13 protein-coding genes are annotated in these 22,369 nt (G+C 45.9%); all 13 read right to left on the bottom strand.

Annotated elements, in window-relative coordinates:
• Positions 1-18: 18 nt before the first annotated feature.
• The gene (locus tag C8N47_RS04855; protein WP_107821406.1) at positions 19-813 is read right to left on the bottom strand and encodes an SDR family oxidoreductase; all 795 of its coding nucleotides are present in this window, start codon (positions 811-813) and stop codon (positions 19-21) included.
• A gap of 14 nt (positions 814-827) precedes the next feature.
• Entirely contained in the window at positions 828-3,269 is a 2,442-nt protein-coding gene (locus tag C8N47_RS04850; protein WP_107821405.1) for a DUF5686 and carboxypeptidase-like regulatory domain-containing protein, read from the bottom strand.
• Positions 3,270-3,281: 12 nt separating this feature from the next.
• Entirely contained in the window at positions 3,282-3,878 is a 597-nt protein-coding gene (locus C8N47_RS04845; RefSeq protein WP_107821404.1) for a CDP-alcohol phosphatidyltransferase family protein, read from the bottom strand.
• Between the two features lie 21 nt (positions 3,879-3,899).
• Positions 3,900-5,000 (bottom strand): SDR family oxidoreductase, encoded by a 1,101-nt coding sequence (locus C8N47_RS04840; RefSeq protein WP_107821403.1) that lies wholly within the window; start codon positions 4,998-5,000, stop codon positions 3,900-3,902.
• A gap of 95 nt (positions 5,001-5,095) precedes the next feature.
• Positions 5,096-5,770, bottom strand: coding sequence for a diacylglycerol/polyprenol kinase family protein (locus C8N47_RS04835; protein WP_107821402.1), 675 nt, complete (start codon positions 5,768-5,770; stop codon positions 5,096-5,098).
• 20 nt (positions 5,771-5,790) lie between these two features.
• Positions 5,791-6,519 (bottom strand): phosphatidate cytidylyltransferase, encoded by a 729-nt coding sequence (locus tag C8N47_RS04830; RefSeq protein ID WP_107821401.1) that lies wholly within the window; start codon positions 6,517-6,519, stop codon positions 5,791-5,793.
• A 13-nt stretch (positions 6,520-6,532) separates the two neighbouring features.
• Entirely contained in the window at positions 6,533-7,330 is a 798-nt protein-coding gene (locus C8N47_RS04825) for a sulfite exporter TauE/SafE family protein (protein WP_107821400.1), read from the bottom strand.
• A gap of 776 nt (positions 7,331-8,106) precedes the next feature.
• Positions 8,107-10,620, bottom strand: a complete 2,514-nt coding sequence (locus C8N47_RS04820) for a glycoside hydrolase family 2 TIM barrel-domain containing protein (RefSeq protein WP_245915669.1) — start codon at positions 10,618-10,620, stop codon at positions 8,107-8,109.
• 3 nt (positions 10,621-10,623) lie between these two features.
• Entirely contained in the window at positions 10,624-12,795 is a 2,172-nt protein-coding gene (locus tag C8N47_RS04815; RefSeq protein WP_107821556.1) for a glycoside hydrolase family 43 protein, read from the bottom strand.
• Between the two features lie 240 nt (positions 12,796-13,035).
• A complete protein-coding gene (locus C8N47_RS04810; protein ID WP_107821555.1) occupies positions 13,036-15,501 on the bottom strand; it encodes a glycoside hydrolase family 2 TIM barrel-domain containing protein in 2,466 nt (821 codons plus the stop codon).
• A gap of 267 nt (positions 15,502-15,768) precedes the next feature.
• Positions 15,769-17,277 carry a glycoside hydrolase family 30 protein gene (locus C8N47_RS04805; RefSeq protein WP_107821398.1) on the bottom strand — a complete coding sequence of 503 codons (1,509 nt, stop codon included), beginning with the start codon at positions 17,275-17,277 and terminating at the stop codon, positions 15,769-15,771.
• A 119-nt stretch (positions 17,278-17,396) separates the two neighbouring features.
• Positions 17,397-18,947: a RagB/SusD family nutrient uptake outer membrane protein gene (locus C8N47_RS04800; RefSeq protein WP_107821397.1), complete on the bottom strand. Its 1,551-nt coding sequence runs from the start codon at positions 18,945-18,947 to the stop codon at positions 17,397-17,399.
• Positions 18,948-18,959: 12 nt separating this feature from the next.
• Entirely contained in the window at positions 18,960-22,295 is a 3,336-nt protein-coding gene (locus tag C8N47_RS04795) for a TonB-dependent receptor (protein WP_107821396.1), read from the bottom strand.
• Between the last annotated feature and the right edge of the window lie 74 nt (positions 22,296-22,369).

The raw sequence follows: 22,369 nt of genomic DNA, 5'->3' as shown, positions 1-22,369 counted from the left end.
TTTTAAAGAGCCTCAGCTCTAGTTCTTAATCCTGGTCACTAATTTATAAAACAAAGCAGGCAAAAAACGCCGGATGTACACCATCAGCAACTCTTTACGGCCCACCAGTATTTCCTTTTTATTCTTTTTGATCGCCTTAACAATTTGCGCAGCACACTCGTCGGCGGGCATACCTGCTGCCTGCCCGTCGTCCATTTTATCGTAGGCCTCACCAGTCGCGGTGATTGCATTCTTCGACACATTTGTATTAACGCGGCCCGGCGACACGATGGTCACATCGATATGCTCGTTGACCAGCTCGGCTCGCAAGGCCTCAAAATAGCCCTGTACAGCGTGTTTCGAAGCACTGTAGGCCGTACGCCAGGGGAAACCAAACTTTCCGGTGATACTACTGATCACCACCAGGTGTCCGGATCCTTGCCGAAGCATCTGCTGCAACACCAATTTTGTTAAGCCAACAACACTGAAGAAGTTCAGCTCCATGATCTCCCGATCAATTTGCAGCGGTGTATTCCTGGCGAGCGAACGCTGACTACGTCCGGCATTGTTCACCAACAGGTCAATACGCCCGGCTTGTTGAACAACTGCCTCCGCGGCTCCTTCCAGGGCAGCCGCGTCAGACAGGTCGAGTGGCAGGATCCAGCATTCTGCGGTGTGCTGCAAGCATTGCTGCTGCACCTGTTGGAGCTTTTGCCTATTACGCGCCGACAACACCGGAAAGGCTCCTTCGCGGGCAAAGGCAATCGCCAGTGCTTCACCAATCCCCGACGATGCTCCGGTAATCCAAACGACTTTTCCCTTCAGATTTTTCATTCCTTGAATATAGTTTAAAAACTCATTTCGGTCCGGAAGAAGATGCCATTTTTATAGGTGAAATCGCTATTCCGGTAGGTACTGCCCAATTGACGCACATATTCAACCCGCAAAACTTTGAAAAGATTGGTTACCCCAAAGCCAATTTCGGCATAGGGTGTATTCTTTTCGTTCCGAAAGAAGTCGGGCAGATCGAACACACCATGATACGACTTTGTTAAGTCGCCGTAATGAGCTTTTAGTGAAACCACCTCCCGCAATTTCAGTTTCCGAATCAAGGGTATTTTATTGAGCAATACCCCTCCTCCGTTCAAATGCGAATGCAGGTTTACGTAGGCATTGTGGGCAAACGAAGCATGATGCAACAGATTGAATCGAAACTTGGCATAGCCCAGCGACATGGAGCCCACCGGCAGGTCGAGCTGATCGAATGGCGCATCGCCAAACAAATAACCGCCATTGAGCATATAGTTTACGAACATCTGTCCCAACAAAATCCGCCCTTGAATGGAACTATGGAAACGGGCATAAAAGCCTTGGTCTCCGTCCATTCCCGGTACCGACAGGCGTCCGAAATCGACTCCAACATCAATCACCGGAATTGGGTCTACATAGTAAATCCGATCGAAGAAATACTTATCGTAGTGCTGGCCAAAGGCAAAGCGGGCGTCTACCAACACCCCGTAGTTCGTGAACTTCTCGTACGGCACCCCATCTTTGGTGAATGACACATAGGAGGTGCTGTAATTCCAATTGACATAGGGCGAAGCCTCCAGGTGAAAGTCGTTCGGGCTGTTATACTCGATTCGTGCTTCCAGATATTTCTCTTCCTTCAGGTACGGGTTTTTCTCTTTGGTGGTGAAAACCGCAATGAAGTTACTGTTTCCCTTGTTGTTCGGGTTATGCTTAATAAATCGCAAAAAGCGATCCTGCGAGATCAGGTTATAATCGTTATAATAACGAAAACGGAACAAAAACTTATCGGTTTTTCCGGGCTGCATATCAAAATTGGCCCCGAATTTAAATTCCTTATTTTTTGTACCATAACCAATAAACCCACCAATGGAGTAACGCTCGAACATTTGCTCACTAGTCCGCACAGGAATCGAAAAACGGTTCCCCTCAATCATGTTGGTCGAGTAAATATCGAACACCGGCCCCAGGTCAATCTTGCCCATATTGTAGAAGCTGGTTAGGGCTACACCACCAATTTTATCGACATTTTTGACGATTGGTGCCTGTTTCAGCTTATCCACACTCCGGTAGGTTTCATCATCCAGTGAGCTGAGAGCAAACTCGGGCTGTGATTTCCAGTCGCGCGTTTTCACGGCATCCAGTCGCGGCGATGTCGAGTAACTCGTCGTCTTATTAATCAACCAGTTTCCGCTGCTCACACTTTCCAGCCGTCGCGAACTGTAAGCCGCCGAATCTTTATTCGACTTGAGCGACATATTAATATCGACCTGCTGGGCATCAAAAAAATAATTTCCGTCGTGGTCAAGCTGATATTTGGCACAGCCCCGAAACCCGTTGATAAAGTTCAGATTGGCTTTGCCCGAAATAAAGGCTTCAATTTTCGACAGCGCATAGTTTTCGGCATCAACGGTAAAGCTGCCCGAGAAAAGCGGATTTCGCGGATTCTTGGGAGCATAAGTCAGATGATAATATTTCTGCCCGTCCTGGTAAATTGTATCATTGAAATAGATGTCGTAATACAAGAGTGCCGTTCGACTTAACGGGGAGACATATCCCCGATCCATAATAACAATATGGTCGTCGTAGAAGTCCATCTTAACGGCCACATTTTTCAGGATGAAGCTTTCGATGAACGACTCGGAACGCGGAAAAATACCGTCCTTCTTCACATAGACCACATCAGCCGAGTCTCCCTTTACATCTTCGGCAAGTTCTTCGAGGTAAACCGGCGAAAAGCGCATATCCTGTCCTTCCAGACTAACCGTTACATCGGACATATTATTGAAAAACCGGCTCACCTTTGCCGTTGTGTCGACCGCAATATAGACAGTCGTATTTTCCAGTTTTTTATACGCCGGTACGCTCTCGAGCTTTTCGCGGTTTTCCTTTTTATGCTTCTGAATTTGATTGAAGACCACCCGGGCAAAAGGAATATCGGATTTGACCGTAACTTCATCAATTTTCTTCACATCTTTTTGCATCTGAACCGTCAGTTCATTCTTTTGATTGCGCTTCAGGATAAACTCCTGTTGCACAAAGCCAACGGCCGACACAACCAGGGTATCTCCTTTGGGCGCCGGTATGGTAAAGCGCCCGTCCAGTTCCGATTGGGTTCCCTGCAGGGTTCCTTTAATCCAGATGTTGGCAAAGGGAATGCTTTCATTCGAATCGGCTTCCCGCACAACACCCGAAACGCTCTGCCCAAAAACCCCGGAACTTACAATTGCCATAAAAATGGCGATAGCAAATATCCTTAACATGGATTCTGAACTTTAGGAACGGCTTTTCTGGCTTTTCAAAAGCCAGTAGAGTCCTTTTACACCAATGCGGATATCATCCAGCTTCAGCAAAACAAAAATCTTCTCGATGTAGGCAAAAGCCCCCCAGCCCACTGCCAGGTAATACATCCAGGGATAAAAGCCAAATACAAAAAGCACAAAAAAGAAGATACTTTGGATATAGCCTGCCGACACTGCTGAGTACAGGTGTAAGCCGGGAATCTTACCAAACCGGGCAAAGGCAACAATATAGCTAAGCACAAAAACGGTCAGGAACAAATACAAAATCCAGGCATGCGGTTCAATTTCGGTCCATTTAAACAGGAACAAGCCCAGCAAAGCCATGGCATAAGTGCAAATATCGGCCAGGTTATCGAGTGCTGCTCCGAAATTGGTTTGCAGTTTAAAATAACGGGCAATATTGCCATCGAGGACATCGCTCACCAGACTGATGCAAAGAAAAATAACGTAATATTTTTCCTGCCCGGTTAATGCAAAATAAAATATTAGGGGAAAGGCCAACAGCCGGTAAAGGCTGATAAAATTGGGCACATTTATAATCTTTTCTCCTTTTACTGTAATCTGTTTCATTGTTTTTTGTTTTGTGGAAGGTTAACAGGCAACTTTAGCTTTCTTATCTGAATTTTCCTCGAGAAAATAGGCAATCATACGGTGAATCGACTCCGGGCTGGCCTCATTGTCATCGGCTTCCATTACCTCGTCCAGCTTGGTGGTATCAAATTCAATATTGGTTCCGGTATAGCTTGCTGTGAAGGACATCCCGATCGATATAATCCGCTCATAAACATTCATCTCTGCCTTATCAAGCTCCACTTGGGGAACCAGTTTAATGGGCAATAAACGATGCAGGCTATTGAGGATATCGCTGTTTCGGATGGCATTTTTGGAAACCATATTCATAATCACCGGCAGTTGCTCAATTTTTACGGTCTGCAACAGATAACTCACGACCTTGTCGATGGGAATCAGATTTTGAGTCGATTCCGGATCAATTTTGGCTCGTAATTCCAGATTAGGATTCCGCAACGCCAAGCTTTGAATCCGCCGCGAGAAATCGAAAATTCCATAGTCGGTTTTTGTAACGCCCGTCTTATTATTTCCCACAACCTGCGATAAACGCAAAATATGCGCGTTCAGTCCGTCATTTTCGATATGTTTCCGAATCAGATTTTCGGCATAGCGCTTCGACTGCTCATAATAGTTGCGAAAGGCATCGATTTCGGCAACATCGTAGAACTTCTCCTCGAAACGGCCGGCGAGTTTTCCGCACGAATAGGCCGTACTGATAAAGAAGAAACGCGAATCGGCAGCCGCATACTTCGAAAATACGGCAACTGAGTTTTCCACACCATCCATATTGGTTTGAAAAATTTCATCTTTAGCCTTAAAATCGTATTTCAAGCTTGCCGCAAAGTGGTAATAATCAACATCGCCCTGAAAAAGCTCATGCAACGTTTGTTCCGACAAGCCGAAATTTTCGTCCAACAGGGAATAGTTGAAGATACGCAGGTTCTTAGGCTGTTGAAATACGCCATCGTTAATGTCGGCCATTACATCGAGCATCCGCTGGTCTGCCGAATATTTTTGATTTCCGCGAACAAAAGCGATCACCTCGTAGTGCTGTTTGAGCAACTCGTTGATAAAGTTCGAGGCAACATAGCCATTTGCTCCATTTATAATGATTCTCTTCATGAAAGTAAAATTTTAGTTTTCTCTTCTAATTGTCTGTTCAAAGGCGTTATAATGTCTGTTTTCTGTTCTTCAAGTCAAATTACGAAAGAAAATTTCTATAAGCAAAGTAGTAATACTAAAACTACGCTCATCGGTATACTCAGGTTATCGGACCCACGCCAGCTAAAGAACTCGCCCAAGGTACTAACGACCGCCACGAGCATTGCCAGCCAGAATGTCTTCAAATCGAACACACCACGGTGGAAATAAAGGGCAATCAAACTAATTACCAGGCTGGTTACTAAAAAAGCGCCCGAGCCCAGCCAGGTTTTGTTAAACTTATGACCAAACAGTTTAATCCGGCCATTGTAGTTTTTAATGTTGATGCCCAAAATAGCAGCCATCGGATCGCAAACCGCCAAAATAAGCATGGGCAGAATATAGATAAATTTATTATCGAGTAAGCTTGCAATCAGGAAGGTAACATAGATCGACAAGGGTAACAAATAACTGCCGATCGATTTTCGCTCAATATCGTGAATTGATTTAAGCTGCTTGCTGTACTGTGTAATAAAAAGCACGGCAAAAAACAAGCCCGCCAGCACCAGGATGTACCAATGTGACGGGAAGATATAGGGAAAAGGAACGACCGCCAGGGTCGCCATAAAGTGTGCAAATTTGCGGGTAAACTCCCCCTTCAGGTTAAGTCGCCGATAGTTCAGCTCGTTAAAGGCGAGCAATACAACAATCCCGATCAGATAAACAATGGATAGTACAATAATATTTCCCATTCTAAAATTTCTTTGTTCTGTTAAAAATTGAACACATATACAAAAAACGCGACCCAGGCACCACCGGCTATCAGACTATCGAAGCGATCGAGAAATCCGCCATGCCCGGGAATTAGTTTACTGTAATCTTTCACCTCGAAGCGCCGCTTATAATAGGATGCTGCAATATCGCCCAGGAAAGCAAAAATAACGATCCCAACCGCCAGAAGCACCGCGCTTAGCATTGTGCCCGGGTACAGGTCGTTCAATACGAATGAACTGCCAATGGCAAACAAGGCTCCGCCGACCATTCCTCCAACGGTTTTATTGGGACTGATGCGGGGCAAAATTTTCGTTTTCCCAAACAATTGCCCGCTGATTTGGCTAAAAGCATCGAAAATTGACAACACTAAAAAAGCATACAAAATCAACTCCTTGGGGAAACGACTAAACAAGAAGAAGCCAACCAACAAACCAAAATAGATCAGCAATGCGGCCAAAAAGAATGATTTGTGGGCTCTGTTGCGAATTCGGAACAGTTTAAACAGCTCATAAAGCCCCACCATACCAATCAGCAAGGCCACATATCGAAAAATGAGTGGATTTATGGTAATGCTGAAAAACAAGATATTGATGATAAAAAAGTAAGCGATAAACTTGGTGTAGCTTTCGCGGGCAACTGCCGGATCCTTGCGCCGGTTAATGAAATAAAAGCCAACACCACCTAAAATAAAATAAGCTAGAATTATTACATAGATTGTTTGAATCATATCCGGTTATCTTTTATCTGATAATCATTAAAATTCCGATAGCCACCATCACCAAGGCATACATATAGCGAGCTTTTGTTTCGGAACGGTCAACCCGTTTCGACTTAGCCAGCAAACGAGGGCCGGTAACTGCACCGAGCGCTGAGCCCATCGTTAAAAAATAAACCAGGGTGAGGTCTACCTGTCCTACAAAAAGGTGGGCTCCGATGGCAAAAACCGTATTTACCAGAACCACCAAAAGCGACGTTCCGATTACCAGTTTTATCGGAATCCGGAGCGAGAATAAACCCGCCAATACCGGTGCTGTTCCGCTGGTTCCGAAAGTTCCGGTTATCAACCCTGCCGTCAATCCGAAAAACGAACTACGGACAAGCTTTTCGCTCTTCGTTACCGCAACATGCTGTTCGCTTTGTTGTTCTTTTTTCATTTTCAAACTACCATATATAATGTGAGCAGCTATCAAAATTGAATATATACCGAAAAATGCTTTTAGCTGTTCCGAACTTATGCGACTGGTGATTGCTGCTCCGGCAAATGCCCCGACAATGCCAACAACGACAAACATTGCCGCAACTTTCAAATCAATGTTGCCATTCCGGTGATGTCCCCACGAGCCAACCAGCCCAATAGGCATACTTGCCACCAGTGAGGTTATGACTGCCGTTTGTGCCGGCACATTTAACAGGAGTGTCAGTATCGGTAAAAAGAAAAAACCGCCGCCACCGCCCAGCATGGTGCCGAACAGACCAATCAGGAATCCCAAAACAGGCAATAAAAAATATATGGGTTCAACGGCTGAATGAAAGATCATATCCTATAGTTGACAAATGTTTGGTTGAATGTTTTCGAAACAGCTCAATATCGATCGGCCGTTGACAGCGGATACCGGCAGAAGCGGAACCGCACAGAAACATTCAAATATATAGATGCGAAAATATATCGTAGTATCTTCATTTGCAAAACCAATTTAACTTGAGTTAACACCCGCAATTTATCCATCCAAGCCAACATAAAGCATGAAACGATGATTAACCACCTCAGCCAGATAAAGGCAAGCAACTATCTATTAATTCATTGCATCAAATCAGAATGAGCTAAATTCGTAACAAATCGAAAATTAGCCTAACCGACCAAATGCGTATTTGAGTAGCAAAACTAGAAATTTTTATTGAATAACGACCACCGTAGGACCAATCTGCATAAAGATAATTTCACAATTATTTAGGATTCAGGCAAAGTTAGGTTGAAATACAATTGCCAGCCAAAGCCAATCGCCGGCTCATAAGCCGCAAACTCCCAATTCGCCCGTGAAGGTCGGATTTCACACCATACAACTCTAACTGATAATGACTTAAATCACAAAATCACCCTGCCTTTTGTGCCCGTTCAATCAATTTTCCAACACATTCCATCCAGCCCGCTGGTGGTGTTTGGGATAGGCTAAGCACCTCCACCATTGTACCGCAAGCACAAGCATAACTTATAAAGAATCAATTTAAGGTGAATCACCGGCACAAAAAAGTGCTCCTGACTTTCGCAAAGCATCAATCAGGAGCACGGTAAGAAAAATGAGTATATCTGACTATTCTATTCTACTGTAAATTGCGTTTCAGCCGCTTTCAACCAGTTAGCCGAGAATTTCACTTTCACATCTCCCGATTGTTCCCCGGCGCGGATGTAGGCAATCAACCGGCCGTGGAATACACGCTGCTTGTTATCGGTATAGTCGCCCATATCTTCGTTATTGCTGGCTTCCAGGCCGAGAAGTTCGGCATCACCCAAAATCCGGCAAGCGACCTCGTCGTCCGACAGCATCACCGGGATGCCATTTTCGTCAACAACCTGGATCGCAATCTGAGCCACACCGTTCTTGCTTATGGTTTTATCTCCTTCGATCACTTCGATCGCGTAAGGTCGACCTGTTGATTGAAGCGTATAGCTGCTCACTTGTTGGCCATCAGTATCCAGACCAATAACTTCCAGCTTGCCATTCTGGTAAGGAATATCCCAGAAAATGATTCCGGTTTCGTCGTTATAAGGTTTCTTCTCCCCGACCACTTTCCCGTTTAACAGTAGTTTAGCCTGTGCAGCATTCGTGTAACAAACCACACGAATCAACTCGCCTTCCATGTAGTTCCATATTGGCCAGGCATCCATCGAAGGAACTTTTTCTTCGTAATTGCCACTGGCATTGTCAGCATCCAGCTGCGACCACACATCTTTCATCTGGCTCTTGCTGCCATGTCCCGGTGTCGGGTAGGTTCCCAGGTAAGCCATTGGCTTTTCAGCCCACAGCGACTGGCGGTAATAACCCCGCGGTTTGATAAAACCACCAAAGTCGAGCAGCCCCGAATAGAAACCGCGCGACGGCCAGCGACCGGATTCCCCCAGGTAATCAATTCCCGTCCAAAGGAACTGGCCGAAAACAAAATCACGCGATGTCACTGCTTTCCACGCGCCAATCTCGTGACGGTTTTCACTACCGAACAACACGCGTTCGGGGTACTCGGCGTGATCGTGATCATACAGACTTTCGGTATAATTATAACCGCAGATGTCCAACGCAAACGGATAACCGGTTTGGTTCGACATAGCCACACCCGCTAAACCGGCCGTTGTCGGGCGCGATTGGTCGTACTGCTTCACCACTTTCACCAGGCGCTCGGCAATAACGCCCAGGCGCATGGCATCGGGAGCATCCTTCTTGTAACCTCCGAAAATTGGTTGGGTGAAACCCGTTTCAGCCCCGCCGGCCAACACCGGGTGTGAATACGGGTCATTCGGGTAATCCACTTCGTTGCCAATGCTCCAGGCGAAAATGGAAAGATGGTTCCGATCCCGCATCACCTGATCTGCCAGGTCGCGTTCTCCCCATTCTTCAAAAAAGTCGAAGGTTCCCTGGTAGCCCGGTGTTCCAACATTCCAGCCTTCGAGCCATTTGCGTTTGGGGTATTCCCACTCATCAAAGGCTTCATCCAGAACAAGCAAACCAAGCTCGTCACACAAGTCATATAAATCCGAAGCTTGCGGATTATGGCTGGTGCGGATGGCGTTCACACCGATTTCTTTTAAAGTGATCAGCCTTCTTTTCCAGACTTCACGGGGAACGGCCGATCCCAGCACGCCGCCATCGTGGTGCAAGCACACACCTTTCACCTTCATTGATTCGCCATTCAAGGCAAAACCTTTATTCGCATCGAAGGTGAAATGGCGGAAACCGGTTGTTGTAGTCGTTTCGTCAATTAAATCATTTCCGCTGTAAACCGAAGTTTTCAGGGTATATAAATTCGGCGTATCGAGCGACCAAAGTTCGGGGCTCGCCACTTTCAATGCAGTATGAGTTTTACCTGCTTGGTTGGCCTCTACTTTCAATTTACCGGCTGATTGGGCAATCAACTTGCCTGATCCGTCAAACAGTTCGTTTTTCACGGTTAAAGCAGACGATTCAGAAGAACCGTTTTCAACATTCACTTCAACCTGCAACTGATAACCTTTTCCCAGTTGCTCCGGGTAAGCATAAACACCCCATTGCGCCAAATGAACCGGGTTGGCGTAAACCACGCAGACGTCGCGGTAAATACCCGAACCGGTGTACCAGCGCGAATCGGCCGACTGGCTGTGATCCACCCGAACGGCAATCACATTCTCCTCACCAAAATTAATGTAAGGCGTTGCGTCGTACATGAAGGAAATGTACCCGTTGGGCCGCTTACCCAGCGATTCGCCGTTCACGAACACCTCGCTCCGATTGTAAACGCCTCCGAAATACAGGTACACTTTTTCACCTTTTTTGTCGGCGGGCACCTCCAGATGCTTGCGATACCAGCCAATACCACCAGGCAAATAACCGGTTGCACTGGCCAATGTCGGACTTAATTGCCCCTTCACGCTCCAGTCGTGAGGCAAATCAATGGTCTGCCAACGGCTGTCGTCCAAACCGGCCTGCTGGCCATTTTCGACATCCTTCAGCATAAATTTCCAATCTTTGTTGGTAAGCATTGCTTTGCCAAAGCCTGGCTGAGCATGCAACGAGCCAATGCCAAGCAGGCAAAGCAAAAGCGGGAATAATAATTTCAACTTCATATCTTTTCGTCTAATCATTTATTATTGAACTGGGGAAATTCCTTTTACAGTCGGCGTAACTTGCTTAACCGTACCATCAGCATTGAATTCCATTTTATCAATGCAAACTTCGCGGTGGTACCCGGGACCATCATTTAAATGTTTGTTGTTGATGCGGTGGTAAACGATGTACCATTCATCCTTGCCAGGAAGCTTCACGACGGAGTGGTGCCCCGTTCCGTAAATGCCATTGGCGGCATCCTGAATCAACACAATTGGTTTTTCAGCTACTTTAATCGGGCCCATGGGTGATTTGGAAGTACCGTAAGCTACATGGTAATTTGCAGAACCGGTATCATCAACCGACCACATAAAGTAGTAGGTGCCGTCGCGGTAAATAACGTAGATCCCTTCACGAAAAGCATAATCTGCGAGTGTACCTCCCTTGGGCGTTAAAACCTTGATTGTTTTCGGTTTTATTGAAATCATATCGTCATTCAACTCAGCAGCTGCCAGGTAACCGTTGCCCCAGTAAATGTACGACTTTCCTGAAACAGGATCGATAAAGGCACACGGGTCAATTTGCTGTCCCCGACCTGCGGGAGATTCTTTGATCATCGGCTCTTTTTCGGCCACGAACGGTCCGGTTGGATTGTCGGCTACTGCCACTCCAATTTGCTTGCCGCCGCCGGCAACGTAGTTTCCACTGAAATAATAATAGTACTTATAATCGTCGCCGACTTTCTTTTCAACAATGGTTGGCGCCCAGGCGCTACCATCAGCCCATGGCACGTCGCCCGCTTTCAGATCCAGGATTTTGCCTTCATCCGTCCAGCTCACCAGGTCATCCGATGAAAACACCTTGAAGTAATAGCCAGACCAACCGGTAAAACCATCAGAGGTTGGATAGATATAGTATTTGCCTGTCTTTTGTGAGTATAAAACCTGCGGGTCGGCATAAAAGCCAACCAATGCCGGATTGTGGTCTTCCGAAGCCAAAACCGAATAGCTCACCGGATCCTGTCCGACAATGGTAAAAGTATATTCAACCGAGCCTTTGGAAAAATCCTGCGGCCCTTCCGGTGCAACGGTGATGCCTTTCCAGGCCGTCATCATCGGGTCGAAAGCAGCTAAGTCGGTTCCAACTTTCACCGGAAGATAAATGGTCTTTTTCTCGCCATCGATCACCACATTGCTCTTTTTCAATTGATCAGAAGTGGCAGAAATAAACAAATCGTCAGTTTTGCCATAGGTTGTCATCAACCGGTTGTACTCTTCCCACGTAATTGGCAACACCGTGCCGTGCCGCGGGTGAAAGTTCATCGAGATTTCTTCGTCGATTACCGAAAAGTGTTGCAAATCCGCACTCTTGGTAAACTGGTAGCGACCGCTGGTGTACATATCGTACATCAGGATATAATCATCCGAATTATTCAGTTTGAAAATGCCACTTCCCTCAACGGGCACGGTTTGGCTGTCGACACGCTTGTCACTCACCAGCTGGTAGCCTTCCGTCAGCTTGTCGGAAATAGCCAATTTGATGCCGGGGTCACCGTCTTCAGCCTTGTGAAACAGGTAGAATTGACCTTCGAAAGGAATGATATCGCCATCGATACAGGCCTTGGTGTTGCTTTCAGCAGGTGGAAAGTACAACTGTTTGGGAGCTTCCTCCAGGCCGGTAAAATCCTTGTTGGCATAAGCGTAATAAATGATATCCGGATGTGCACCACGATCTTTCATTGACCAATAGATCATGTATTTCCCGGTTTGCTCATCGTAAATGGTTTGCGGTGCCCAAACGCGGTCGACCTCGCCAAACTCATCGGGGTAAGTTTCCGGAATATTGATCACTGATGTTTCCCAATGAATCAGGTCTGTTGATTTCATCAGGATCATGGCATAATTGTTCCAGCCCTGTTCCGGCACATACAAATCGGTGGCCACCATGTAGAAGGTTTTGCCATCGGCACCACGCAAAATATGCGGATCACGGACACCACCCGAAGTACTGATTTTTTTGGAATCGAGTACCGGCTGGTTATCATTTAACGCCCGGTAATTGTAGCCATCGGTACTAACCGCGTAACGAATGGCTTCTTCGCCCGGACCGTTTCCGGTGAAGTAAACAAACAGGTAAGCATCGGTTTTCGGAGGCTCAGTTTGGCACGAAACGAGCGAAATGAGTCCCGCAAAAACCAGGAAACATTTTGTCATTGCAGTGATTAGTCCAGTCTTTGATTTGTTCATTGTATTTATTCTTGATTTAAATTTCATGATTGTCTCAAAATTATTCAACACGCGTCCTCCGGAATGTCACAGATTCGATAGAATGGGAGAACAAATTCGACAAATGCTGCTGAAATACCCCTTCCAGCTCTCCCGGAACCTTCAACATTACCTAAAAGATTACAACGCAAACAATATTGACTATCGTTTTTAGTTCTGTTGCGAAAATCAATCTTGCTCCGGTTCAATCTTAATCATCATCGTGCCTTCCTGTAATCCGGGCGAACTTACCGTCAATTTGAGTGCACCAGGTTCTTTAGAGCTTTTGAGCACGGCCAGCGCCTGGCCTTTCCACGCCGAGCATCGACTCGCAACGTACTGCTCTGTATCTTTCAGGTTTGCATTACCGAGTCCGGCAATTGAGCCTTCTCCCGAAACGAAGAATTCGAGTTCATTCGCTGCATTGGGAACCAGATTGCCGTCTTCATCGGTTACTTCCACCGTAACGTAGGACAAATCCTGTCCATCCGTTTTAAGTTCCATGCGGTCAGCTGTCAACCTGATTTTCGCCGGGTTACCAGCAGTTTTCAGTATTGTTGATTCGCCTTCTTGTTGATCAACAACGCCGACGGCCTTCAAGCTGCCGGGAGCATAGGGCAAGCTAAAAGTTGCTTTAAATTGCTGATCCACGCCCGTTGGTTTTTCACCAACCAACTTATCATTCAGGTATAACCGGACTTTGGGATATTTCGAATAGACTTCAACGTCGATCTTTTTACCTTCAAATCCGGGCCAGTTCCAGCTTTCCCAGCTTGGCCAAACAGCCCACATGGTTGTTTTAATCGCGCCTTCGGCCGGATTTGGTTCGCGAACTGCCAGGTACAGTTTTTCGATATCGTTCCAGAGGATATTTCGATAGTGCGAAATGGGTTTTCGCCAACCGATCAGGTCGATGTCGCCACAATACGCGCCGTGCCAGGGGAAGAAGTTGCGTTCCCAGTGCTGACCATCGGGTTCTCCCGGGTAATAATAGCGGCCAATACTGGATTCGCCCAGGTAGTCCATTGCAGTCCACACAAAATCACCGATAATGTAATCGTGATCCTGCACCATTTTCCAGTTATAAAAAGCATCTTTCGGGTACGACTCGGTTTGAACAATGACCCGTTCCGGAACCCGCTCATGATCCGATTCCGATTTATGCATCATATAATTGTAACCGCAGATATCATGTTCGGCCATCAGCGGATCAAAGATTTCCCATCCCTGATTCCAGCTGGTCATTGCCGATGTTACCGGCCGGGTAGGATCCAGCTGACGAATATAACTGTTCAGCATGCGGGCCGTTTTTACCGCTTCCGGCGATGTACGCTCCATAATTTCGTTACCACTACTCCACATCACAATTGCCGGGTGATTACGATCGCGCAAAACCATCGCGTCGAGGTCAGATTGCCAATTTTCATCAAATAGGGTTGAGTAGTCGTGTGGTGTCTGATCTTTGGCTTGTTTCCAGCCATCAAATGCTTCGTCGATTACCAAAAGTCCCAAGCGGTCGCAGGCATCCAAAAATGCTTCGGAGGGTGGATTATGCGACGTACGGACGGCATTAAAACCTGCGGCTTTTAACAATTCAACTTTCCGTTCTTCGGCCCGGTCATAAGCTGCGGCACCCAAAACACCATTGTCGTGATGCGCACAACCACCATTCAGCTTAATCGTTTCTCCATTCAACACAAAACCTTTTTCGGCCGAGTATTTTAGGGAACGAATCCCCAAGCTGTTCTGCACACGATCTAATTCGATGTCTCCTTTTTTGATGATCGACTCAGCGACATACAAGTTGGGAGCATCCGGGCTCCACAGCAACGGATTATTGATTTGCATCCGGTGTGTCACCGCTTTTTCACTATTCGGCTCCAGTTCAATGCTAAGCTCATATTTGCCAACAGTTTTACCACTTTTATCGGTCAGAACTGTAATCAGCTCGACATTTTGAGCTTTTCCGGTTTCATTCTCAACCAGGGTATTCACCTCAACCGAAGCAACTTCCCTGCTCACTTCGGGTGTCGTAATACCAACGCCCCAATGAGCAATATGCACCGGGGAATTAACCATGAGCCAAACATGTCGGTAAATGCCGGAGCCACTGTACCAGCGGCAGTTTTTTTGCAGCGAATTATCGACCCGGACTGCAATCCGGTTTTCTTTTCCAAAATGAATGTATGGTGTAAGATCGTAATCGAATGAGCTGTATCCGTAGGGATGAACACCGAGGGATTTTCCATTGACAAACACTTCAGAGTTCATGTAAACACCTTCAAAATAAATCCCGATTTTTTGCCCCTTCCATTCTTTGGGAATCGTGAAACTTTTCCGGTACCAGCCAATTCCTGCAGGAAAATAGCCGCCGTCGTTCCCGGTGGGGTTTTCCGCTTCTATTTGGCCTTCAATACTCCAGTCGTGCGGTAAATCCAACTGTCGCCAGCTCGAATCGTCGAAATTCGAATTACCCGCATCAGGTTGATCTCCCAATGCAAATCGCCAATCGAAATCGAAATTCTGCTTCCTAACGATATTGGCGGAGTTCGAATCACATTTCGAAGAACAAGCAACCGTAAAAAGGCCGAAAAAGGCAACGAGCAGTATGTAATTGAAGGTTCTTTTCACAACAAACAGGGATACGTCTGTCATCGAAAGTTTTGTCTTATTGAAAGCGAGCGAGATAATCGCCGCAAAGAACAGGAAACATTTTGGGATTGCAGTTATTAATCCAGTCTTTGATTTGTTCATTTTTATTGATCTTGGTTTACACATTTATATTGTTTCAAAGTTATTCAACAAGCCTGTTTGGACTTGTCACAGATTTGACTGATTAGGGTGACAAAATCGACAGATGCTGCTGAAATACACCTGCGGATTAACGTTTCACTTTTACGACGCTATTTCGCCGCCGTCCCCCTAAAGCCGAAACTCAGAAATTTGAAATGTGTTTAAAGAGTGAGCTGCCAAGGTCACGTTCAGGAACCGCTCTCCAATTTGCACGGTCAGTGCTTTATTCTCATCGTTGAAGTTGCCCGCAAATACCAGGTACTGGCCCTGCGGATTTTTAACGATCATAACCGGGAACTTATCTTCTTTCCCACCTTTAAAAGCCATGATTTTGCTTCCCGGTGCCAGATAGCGGGTGTAGTGCTTCACGGCAAAATACTCCGGTGTATAGGTGGCTGTTTTTGCTTTCGAGTCAACCCGGATCAAGGCGTTCTGTTTCCAGCCCCAGCCGCTCACGCCATCGTCGGCAAGGATGGCATTCCAGAAGGTGTATTCTTCGCAGCCATTGCCCAGGTAGTGATTGATGAGGTTAAAGGTGTGCTCGGCCGCGCCCCAGTCGAACGAGCCCCATCCACATTCACTCTCCGTTTGCACGTATTTGTAGTTGGGGTATTTTTCGCGAATACGAGGCAATATTTGCCCTCCCTCCCATTGAAAACCGACACCTGTAAAGGTTTCCGGCATGCGCGGATCGGAAAGCACCTCGTCAATAACTTTGTAGTGGTTGGTATTGATCGTTCCGAAATACAAATCTACTTCCGGGTGTTGTTTCTTTAAGGTCGGAGCAAGGTATTCGGCATTAAAGCGAATAATTCCCTCGGGCGTCCAGGCGCAACCGGGATACGGCGTGTAACTCCAGGGCTCATTCTGGAACATCACCTGGTTAATTGGAATCCCTTCGGCAGCATAGGCATCGATGAACTTGCAGAAATAATTGGCATAAGTCTGCAGGTAACGTGGATCCTGGATGAAATAATCGTTTACCGCCAGTTTCCCCGGAAATACCCCTTCATAGCTTTTCGCACAATCTTCAAAAAGCAAATAGTCCAGTTTGGAATCCAACTCATTGTATTCGGCATTGCTCACCACCGAATAGTAGTGGTTAATTTTCATCCACGACGGTGGCGACCAGGGCGAAATCCAGAAGGTTAAATCCGGGTTCTTCTCCTGAGCTGCTTTGATGAAAGGAATCAAGGTGGTTTTATCGCGGTCAATATTGAAATACTTCAGATGGAAATCGCCGCTCACTTCATCGCAACTGTACCAGTCGCGGGCATAATCGTTGGCATTCATCGAGAAACGACCAATGGAAAACCGAAGATCGCCATCCGGAGCAAACAATTGCCCAAGAATTGCGTCCTGCTGCTGGCGTGGAAGCATATTTAAAGCATCCCAGCCGCGTTCGTTAAAACAGGTGCCCCAAGCCTTGAAAGTTAAAAGCTCTTCATCTCCTTTTAGCTCAAGCACAGGAGTTGTTGCCGGCGCTTTTTCAAGTTTTAATGTTTTCTGTTCCCAGGTTTTGTTTTCGGTACTGCGAAGCCAATTGACAGACTGGCTGTTTACAGTAGCTGTGGCGGCGGTAAACAGGAAGAATAAGGAAATCGTTCTTTTCAACAGCTTTTTTCGTTTTATTTTCATTGATTGACGTCTAGTTATTCAACACTCAAAATCGGCAACTCATCACCCCCTCGTACTCGATCTATTAATAAGCCAAGAGGAGCAATTAAAATCACTCCTCTTGATTAGTATCCTCTTGATTAGTATCCCGAATTCTGTGGGAGTAAGTTCTCGTTAATATCAATGTCGGCTTGTGGAATTGGCCATAACCATCCTTTTGCCGCATTAAATGTCCGTGGTGCAATTTTAATTTGCGAGAACACCCATTTGGCCGGATCTGCCGGATCGGACAATTTCGATTTGTCATATCCATACACGTCGTGAACCAGCGATTCGTCTTTCCAGCGCAACATATCGCCATATCGGGTTCCCTCCATACAGAATTCAACTCTCCGCTCATGACGCACGATTTCACGAAGTTCGTCCTGGCTTAGTCCGGTCCCTTCAACTGATTCAACAGTAGGCATCCCAACCCGGGCGCGTACGTCATCAATCAAATCATAAATTTCCTGATCAGTACTTCCTGACTCGATCAATGCTTCGGCACGCATCAGGCAAACATCGGCATAACGCATCAAAATGGTATTCAAGGTGCTGATATTTACGTCGGCAACCCCATATTCAGCATATTTGCGTGGTTTCGCACCACAAGGATATTCGGCATAGCTTGCCGGAATAAAAGTCGCCTCACCATACATTGTGCCTGGCAGTACCACGGTGGCGTCCAACCGCGGATCCCTGTTTGTGAACGGGTCCTGTTCATCATATCCAGATGCTGCATCGGTTATCGGCAAACCATTGGTCATATAATACGAGTTAATCATATCGGCTGTAATGTTGGATGTTTGCCAGGTACCCAGTACGAACGGCTCGGCAGGCCAGGGTTGGGTTTGTGATGTGGTATATTGAATGTCGAAAATAACTTCTTCATTATTTTCATTGGCTTCTTCGAAAAGACCAACATAGTCGTGGAAAAAGTCATAAACGTCCAGATCAATGACCTGTTTGGCAGCTATCGCAGCCTCGGCCCATTGTTCGTTGAAAAGCAAGATTTTTGCTTTATAAGCCAGTGCGGCACCTTTAGTTGCACGTCCCGGGCTGGAAGCCGTCGGAGAAAGAACAGCGATCGCATCATCAAAATCTTTCAGAATCTGGGTAAGCACATCGCTTTTGGCATCTCGCGATACATAAGCATCTTCGAGTGTTTGCACACTGGTAATCAAAGGAACATCACCAAAGTAAGTGATCAAATCAGAATAAGCGTAAGCTCTGAGGAATTTTGCCTCGCCCATCATCTGCGACTTAACATCATCGCTAACCGGAGCGTTCTCTAAATTCTGCATAAATTCATTTGCTCTGGAAATGATCGCATAATCCAGTGTCCACTTGGCATACGGAGCCCAACTTGTTGAGTTGGTACTCCACGACCCAACCTCGTTAGAACCTTGCCAGGCCGCCTGGCAATACCCATTGTCGGACATAAACTCAAATTGATAAAAATGGGTGGGCGTGGCATTAGGTTGAATGGCATTGTACACCCCGACCAAGGCCATTAAAGTTTGCGTTTCGTTCTGAAAGAAGGTTACCGGAGATAAAGCGTCCTTAGGCGTCTTGTCCAGAAGATCTTCGGCACAACCGAATAAGACAGCTGACGCAATAAATATTGTGATGATTCTATTTAGAATTTTCATAATTCTGATCTTTTAAAAGTTAACATTTAAACCCACAGTCATTACCCGAACTTGAGGGAAAGCCTCGGCTCTGGTTTGATCAACATTTTGCTCTGGATCAAAACCTTTAAAATTCGTAATTGTAAAGGCGTTTTGAATATTACCATAAACACGTACCGAACCCAAACCAATTTTTGAGACCAGTCTCGGATTGAACGTGTAGCCTAACTCAATATTCTTCAAACGAAGATAAGAAGCGTCCTCCATGTAGAACGATGAATGGATATTGGTTCGGGTTTCATCTAAAACCAACCGAGGCAAGCTATTGGATGGATTTTCTGGAGTCCACCGACCTTTCCACCACGAGCCCATGTTGGCAACGCCACTAAAAGGAGTCGCGATTTCATAGTAGAGATACCCCTCGATGCCGGCAACCCCCTGGAAGAAGGCACTAAAATCAAACCGCTTCCATTCCATGCTCAAATTCAATGAATAGGTCAAGTCAGGATATTGCTTCCCGATTACCGTCCTGTCATTATTCGGGTCAACGACACCATCACCACTAAGATCCTTAAACTTGATATCCCCGGGTTGGGCGTTGTAGTTAACAACAGAAGTTACATTCGGCTTCAGGGTGTATGTACTACCGTCGTAGTCAAAATCGTCCACCTGATAAATTCCATCCATCTCATAGCCATAGAACGAGTTGATGGCGGAACCTACAATCTTAGCTTTTGGCGACGCGATGTCCTCCGGAGACATCTTTGTAATTTTATTCACAATGTGCGACGCATTGAAAGTGGCGCGGAAATTCATCCCATTTGTGAATTTTTTCCGGTAAGTAAAGGAAGCTTCAACCCCTTTATTTTGAACTTCTCCATTATTGACATAAGGGGCATTCTTTGCCATTGTCAAAGGAATTCCTTGCGGCCACAGCAAATCCTTTGTCTTCTTGTCGAAATAATCGGCCGTCATTTCAAAGCCGTTAGCCAAAGTCAAGTCAACACCGAAGTTCAATTGCTGAGAAGTTTCCCAGGTTAACTCTTTATTGGTCAAATCGCGCACTGCTACTCCCGAATACAAGTCACCCCCGAATGAGTAGTTAACTCCGGAGCTCAGAATATCGCTCGCGGTATACATACGACCGTTGCCAATATTTTCGTTTCCAAGTTGCCCCCAGGAAGCACGAATTTTCAACGAGTTTAACCATTCAACGTTCGACATGAAATTTTCTTTTGACATGATCCATCCGGCAGAAAATGAAGGAAATGTACCCCATTGATTTCCTTTTGCAAATCGAGAAGAACCATCGCGCCGAATGTTCGCTTCGAACAAGTATTTCTCATCGTAGATGTAATTTATTCGCCCGAAATAAGATCGTAACCCCAAATCGTAACTTCCGGCGTTATTCGTTTGAGTCGCCGCATCTCCCAAATTTAAAACCCGTTGGGTGTTATTAACGAAGTTACGCCGATAACCATCCTGCCAGTCGTAGGTAAATTCTTCTTCCTGGTAACCAGCCAATAAATTGAGGCTGTGCTTTCCGAAGGTGCTATTGTATTTGAGCAAAGTCGTCAACATTGTTTGCACGTCGGTCGCATCAGTGACTCTCAAATCGGATGATTCTGTTTTATAACTTCCGTCCTTATTGGCCAAAACGACATTCGCATTAAACGCATTTGTGTTCGAAGTCACAACATTATAGCCGTAAGTAGCCTGTGCGCTTAAACCTTCAACAATCGTGTATTCAGCTTCTAACTGACCGTTGAAGTTATAGCGTTTCGTCTTGGAGGTACTACCCGCTTTAATTTCGGCATAAGGATTCAATTCGCCGTTTACACTCATGTATTCCCCATCAGCATTTTGGAGTGGGTAAACTGGCGCAAGTGTCGCATACCAGGTTGCATTCCAAACGCTGGTCGGTTCACCTTTAATACCATAATTACCAGCCAACTTAGTCGACACTCGCAATTTTTTATCATTCAAAAAATAGGCATCAATATTGGAACGGAAATCGGTCTTCTTATAATTAGTCGCCACCATGATACCATCCTGATCCAGATGTCCAAGCATAAATGCAAACTGCAAATTTTCGCTACCTCCGGTCATGCTTAACCGATGATTTTGTGTATTTGCCTGGCCGTAATAAACATCAAAGTAGTTGATGTCGGGATACATCGGATCGTTGTGTGCCGCAAATTTTTCGATATCCTCAGCCGAATAGGTTCGAACAACACCTGCATTATCAGCAGCTTCGTTACGAAGGGTTGCGTATTCAACCGAGTTTAAAACACTGGGCAACCGGGTTGCTTTCTGCACACCATAATAACCGGTATAGCTTACTTGCATTTTACCGGAAGCTCCCCGTTTGGTGGTAATCAAAATTACACCGTTAGCTGCGCGGTTACCATAAATTGAAGATGATGCAGCGTCCTTCAAAACGGATATTGATTTGATATCATTCGGGTTGACATCCGACATCGATCCCGGGAATCCATCAATGATGATCAAGGGCGCATTGTTTGTCCATGTTCCGACCCCGCGGATATCGATAATGGCATTATCGTCACCCGGTTTTCCGGAATTCTGCAGGGCATAAACCCCGGAAACAGTGCCTTGTAAAGCCAAACTGGCATTAGTCAAAGGTCTGCTTTCCAGATCCTCCATCTGTACGTTACCGACAGCTCCGGTCAGGTTCGCCTTCTTTTGGGTGCCGTAACCAACAACCACAACCTCCTCTACACCAACAGTTTCTTCCTGCATGGCAACTGTTACCGTCGTTTGACTTCCAACGGGCATCTCCTTCGTCATCATACCAATAAATGAAAAGAGCAACACATCTGTCGAACTTATGCCACTTAAGCTGAAATTACCATCCACATCCGTAATTGTACCCTGGGTTGTACCTTTTACAACCACTGTTACACCGGGAAGCGGACTTCCGGCAGTGTCGGTGACCTTGCCTTTTATGACTTTTTGCTGTTGCTGTGTTTGACTATTGGTTTTGCCCTCCGTTGTCAATACGATTTGCCGGTCGGAAATGACATAACTAACATTCGTACCTGCGAACAATTCTTTTAATACGGCGTCCAGTTCTTCCTGGTTAGCTGAGATGGACACACGCCGATCGACATTAACCATATCCTTATTGAAAAGAAAATAGTAATCGGTCGAATTTTCGATCTCATTCAACACATTTAAGACCTTGACATTATTCAGTTGGAGAGTCAGCTGGGTTCGCTGCGAGTAGGATTTGGTTGCAAAAGTTTGCAACGCGAAAACAAGAATGAGAAACATCGTGAGTTTCATAATCTTCAATACTTTTGACAAGCCTCGGGTATTACCCCTAAGCGTTCGATTTTTTTTCATAAATTTGAACGATTAAGTAGTTAAATTTTTTGCTGTTTTTGACTGCTTTACAAATGGGACGGTGTTGGTAGCAC

This window comes from Mangrovibacterium marinum (genome assembly GCF_003046625.1).
In the GTDB taxonomy this organism is placed as follows: domain Bacteria; phylum Bacteroidota; class Bacteroidia; order Bacteroidales; family Prolixibacteraceae; genus Mangrovibacterium; species Mangrovibacterium marinum.
This window is presented reverse-complemented; position numbering and strand designations above follow the sequence as displayed.

Excerpts from the sequence above, each read along its gene's own strand:
- C8N47_RS04825 (WP_107821400.1), bottom strand. The coding sequence starts at position 7,330 with ATGATCTTTCATTCAGCCGTTGAACCCATATATTTTTTATTGCCTGTT.
- C8N47_RS04815 (WP_107821556.1), bottom strand. The coding sequence starts at position 12,795 with ATGACAAAATGTTTCCTGGTTTTTGCGGGACTCATTTCGCTCGTTTCG.
- C8N47_RS04850 (WP_107821405.1), bottom strand. The coding sequence starts at position 3,269 with ATGTTAAGGATATTTGCTATCGCCATTTTTATGGCAATTGTAAGTTCC.
- C8N47_RS04805 (WP_107821398.1), bottom strand. The coding sequence starts at position 17,277 with ATGAAAATAAAACGAAAAAAGCTGTTGAAAAGAACGATTTCCTTATTC.
- C8N47_RS04855 (WP_107821406.1), bottom strand. The coding sequence starts at position 813 with ATGAAAAATCTGAAGGGAAAAGTCGTTTGGATTACCGGAGCATCGTCG.
- C8N47_RS04820 (WP_245915669.1), bottom strand. The coding sequence starts at position 10,620 with ATGATTAGACGAAAAGATATGAAGTTGAAATTATTATTCCCGCTTTTG.
- C8N47_RS04845 (WP_107821404.1), bottom strand. The coding sequence starts at position 3,878 with ATGAAACAGATTACAGTAAAAGGAGAAAAGATTATAAATGTGCCCAAT.
- C8N47_RS04795 (WP_107821396.1), bottom strand. The coding sequence starts at position 22,295 with ATGAAAAAAAATCGAACGCTTAGGGGTAATACCCGAGGCTTGTCAAAA.
- C8N47_RS04810 (WP_107821555.1), bottom strand. The coding sequence starts at position 15,501 with ATGACAGACGTATCCCTGTTTGTTGTGAAAAGAACCTTCAATTACATA.
- C8N47_RS04835 (WP_107821402.1), bottom strand. The coding sequence starts at position 5,770 with ATGGGAAATATTATTGTACTATCCATTGTTTATCTGATCGGGATTGTT.
- C8N47_RS04830 (WP_107821401.1), bottom strand. The coding sequence starts at position 6,519 with ATGATTCAAACAATCTATGTAATAATTCTAGCTTATTTTATTTTAGGT.
- C8N47_RS04840 (WP_107821403.1), bottom strand. The coding sequence starts at position 5,000 with ATGAAGAGAATCATTATAAATGGAGCAAATGGCTATGTTGCCTCGAAC.
- C8N47_RS04800 (WP_107821397.1), bottom strand. The coding sequence starts at position 18,947 with ATGAAAATTCTAAATAGAATCATCACAATATTTATTGCGTCAGCTGTC.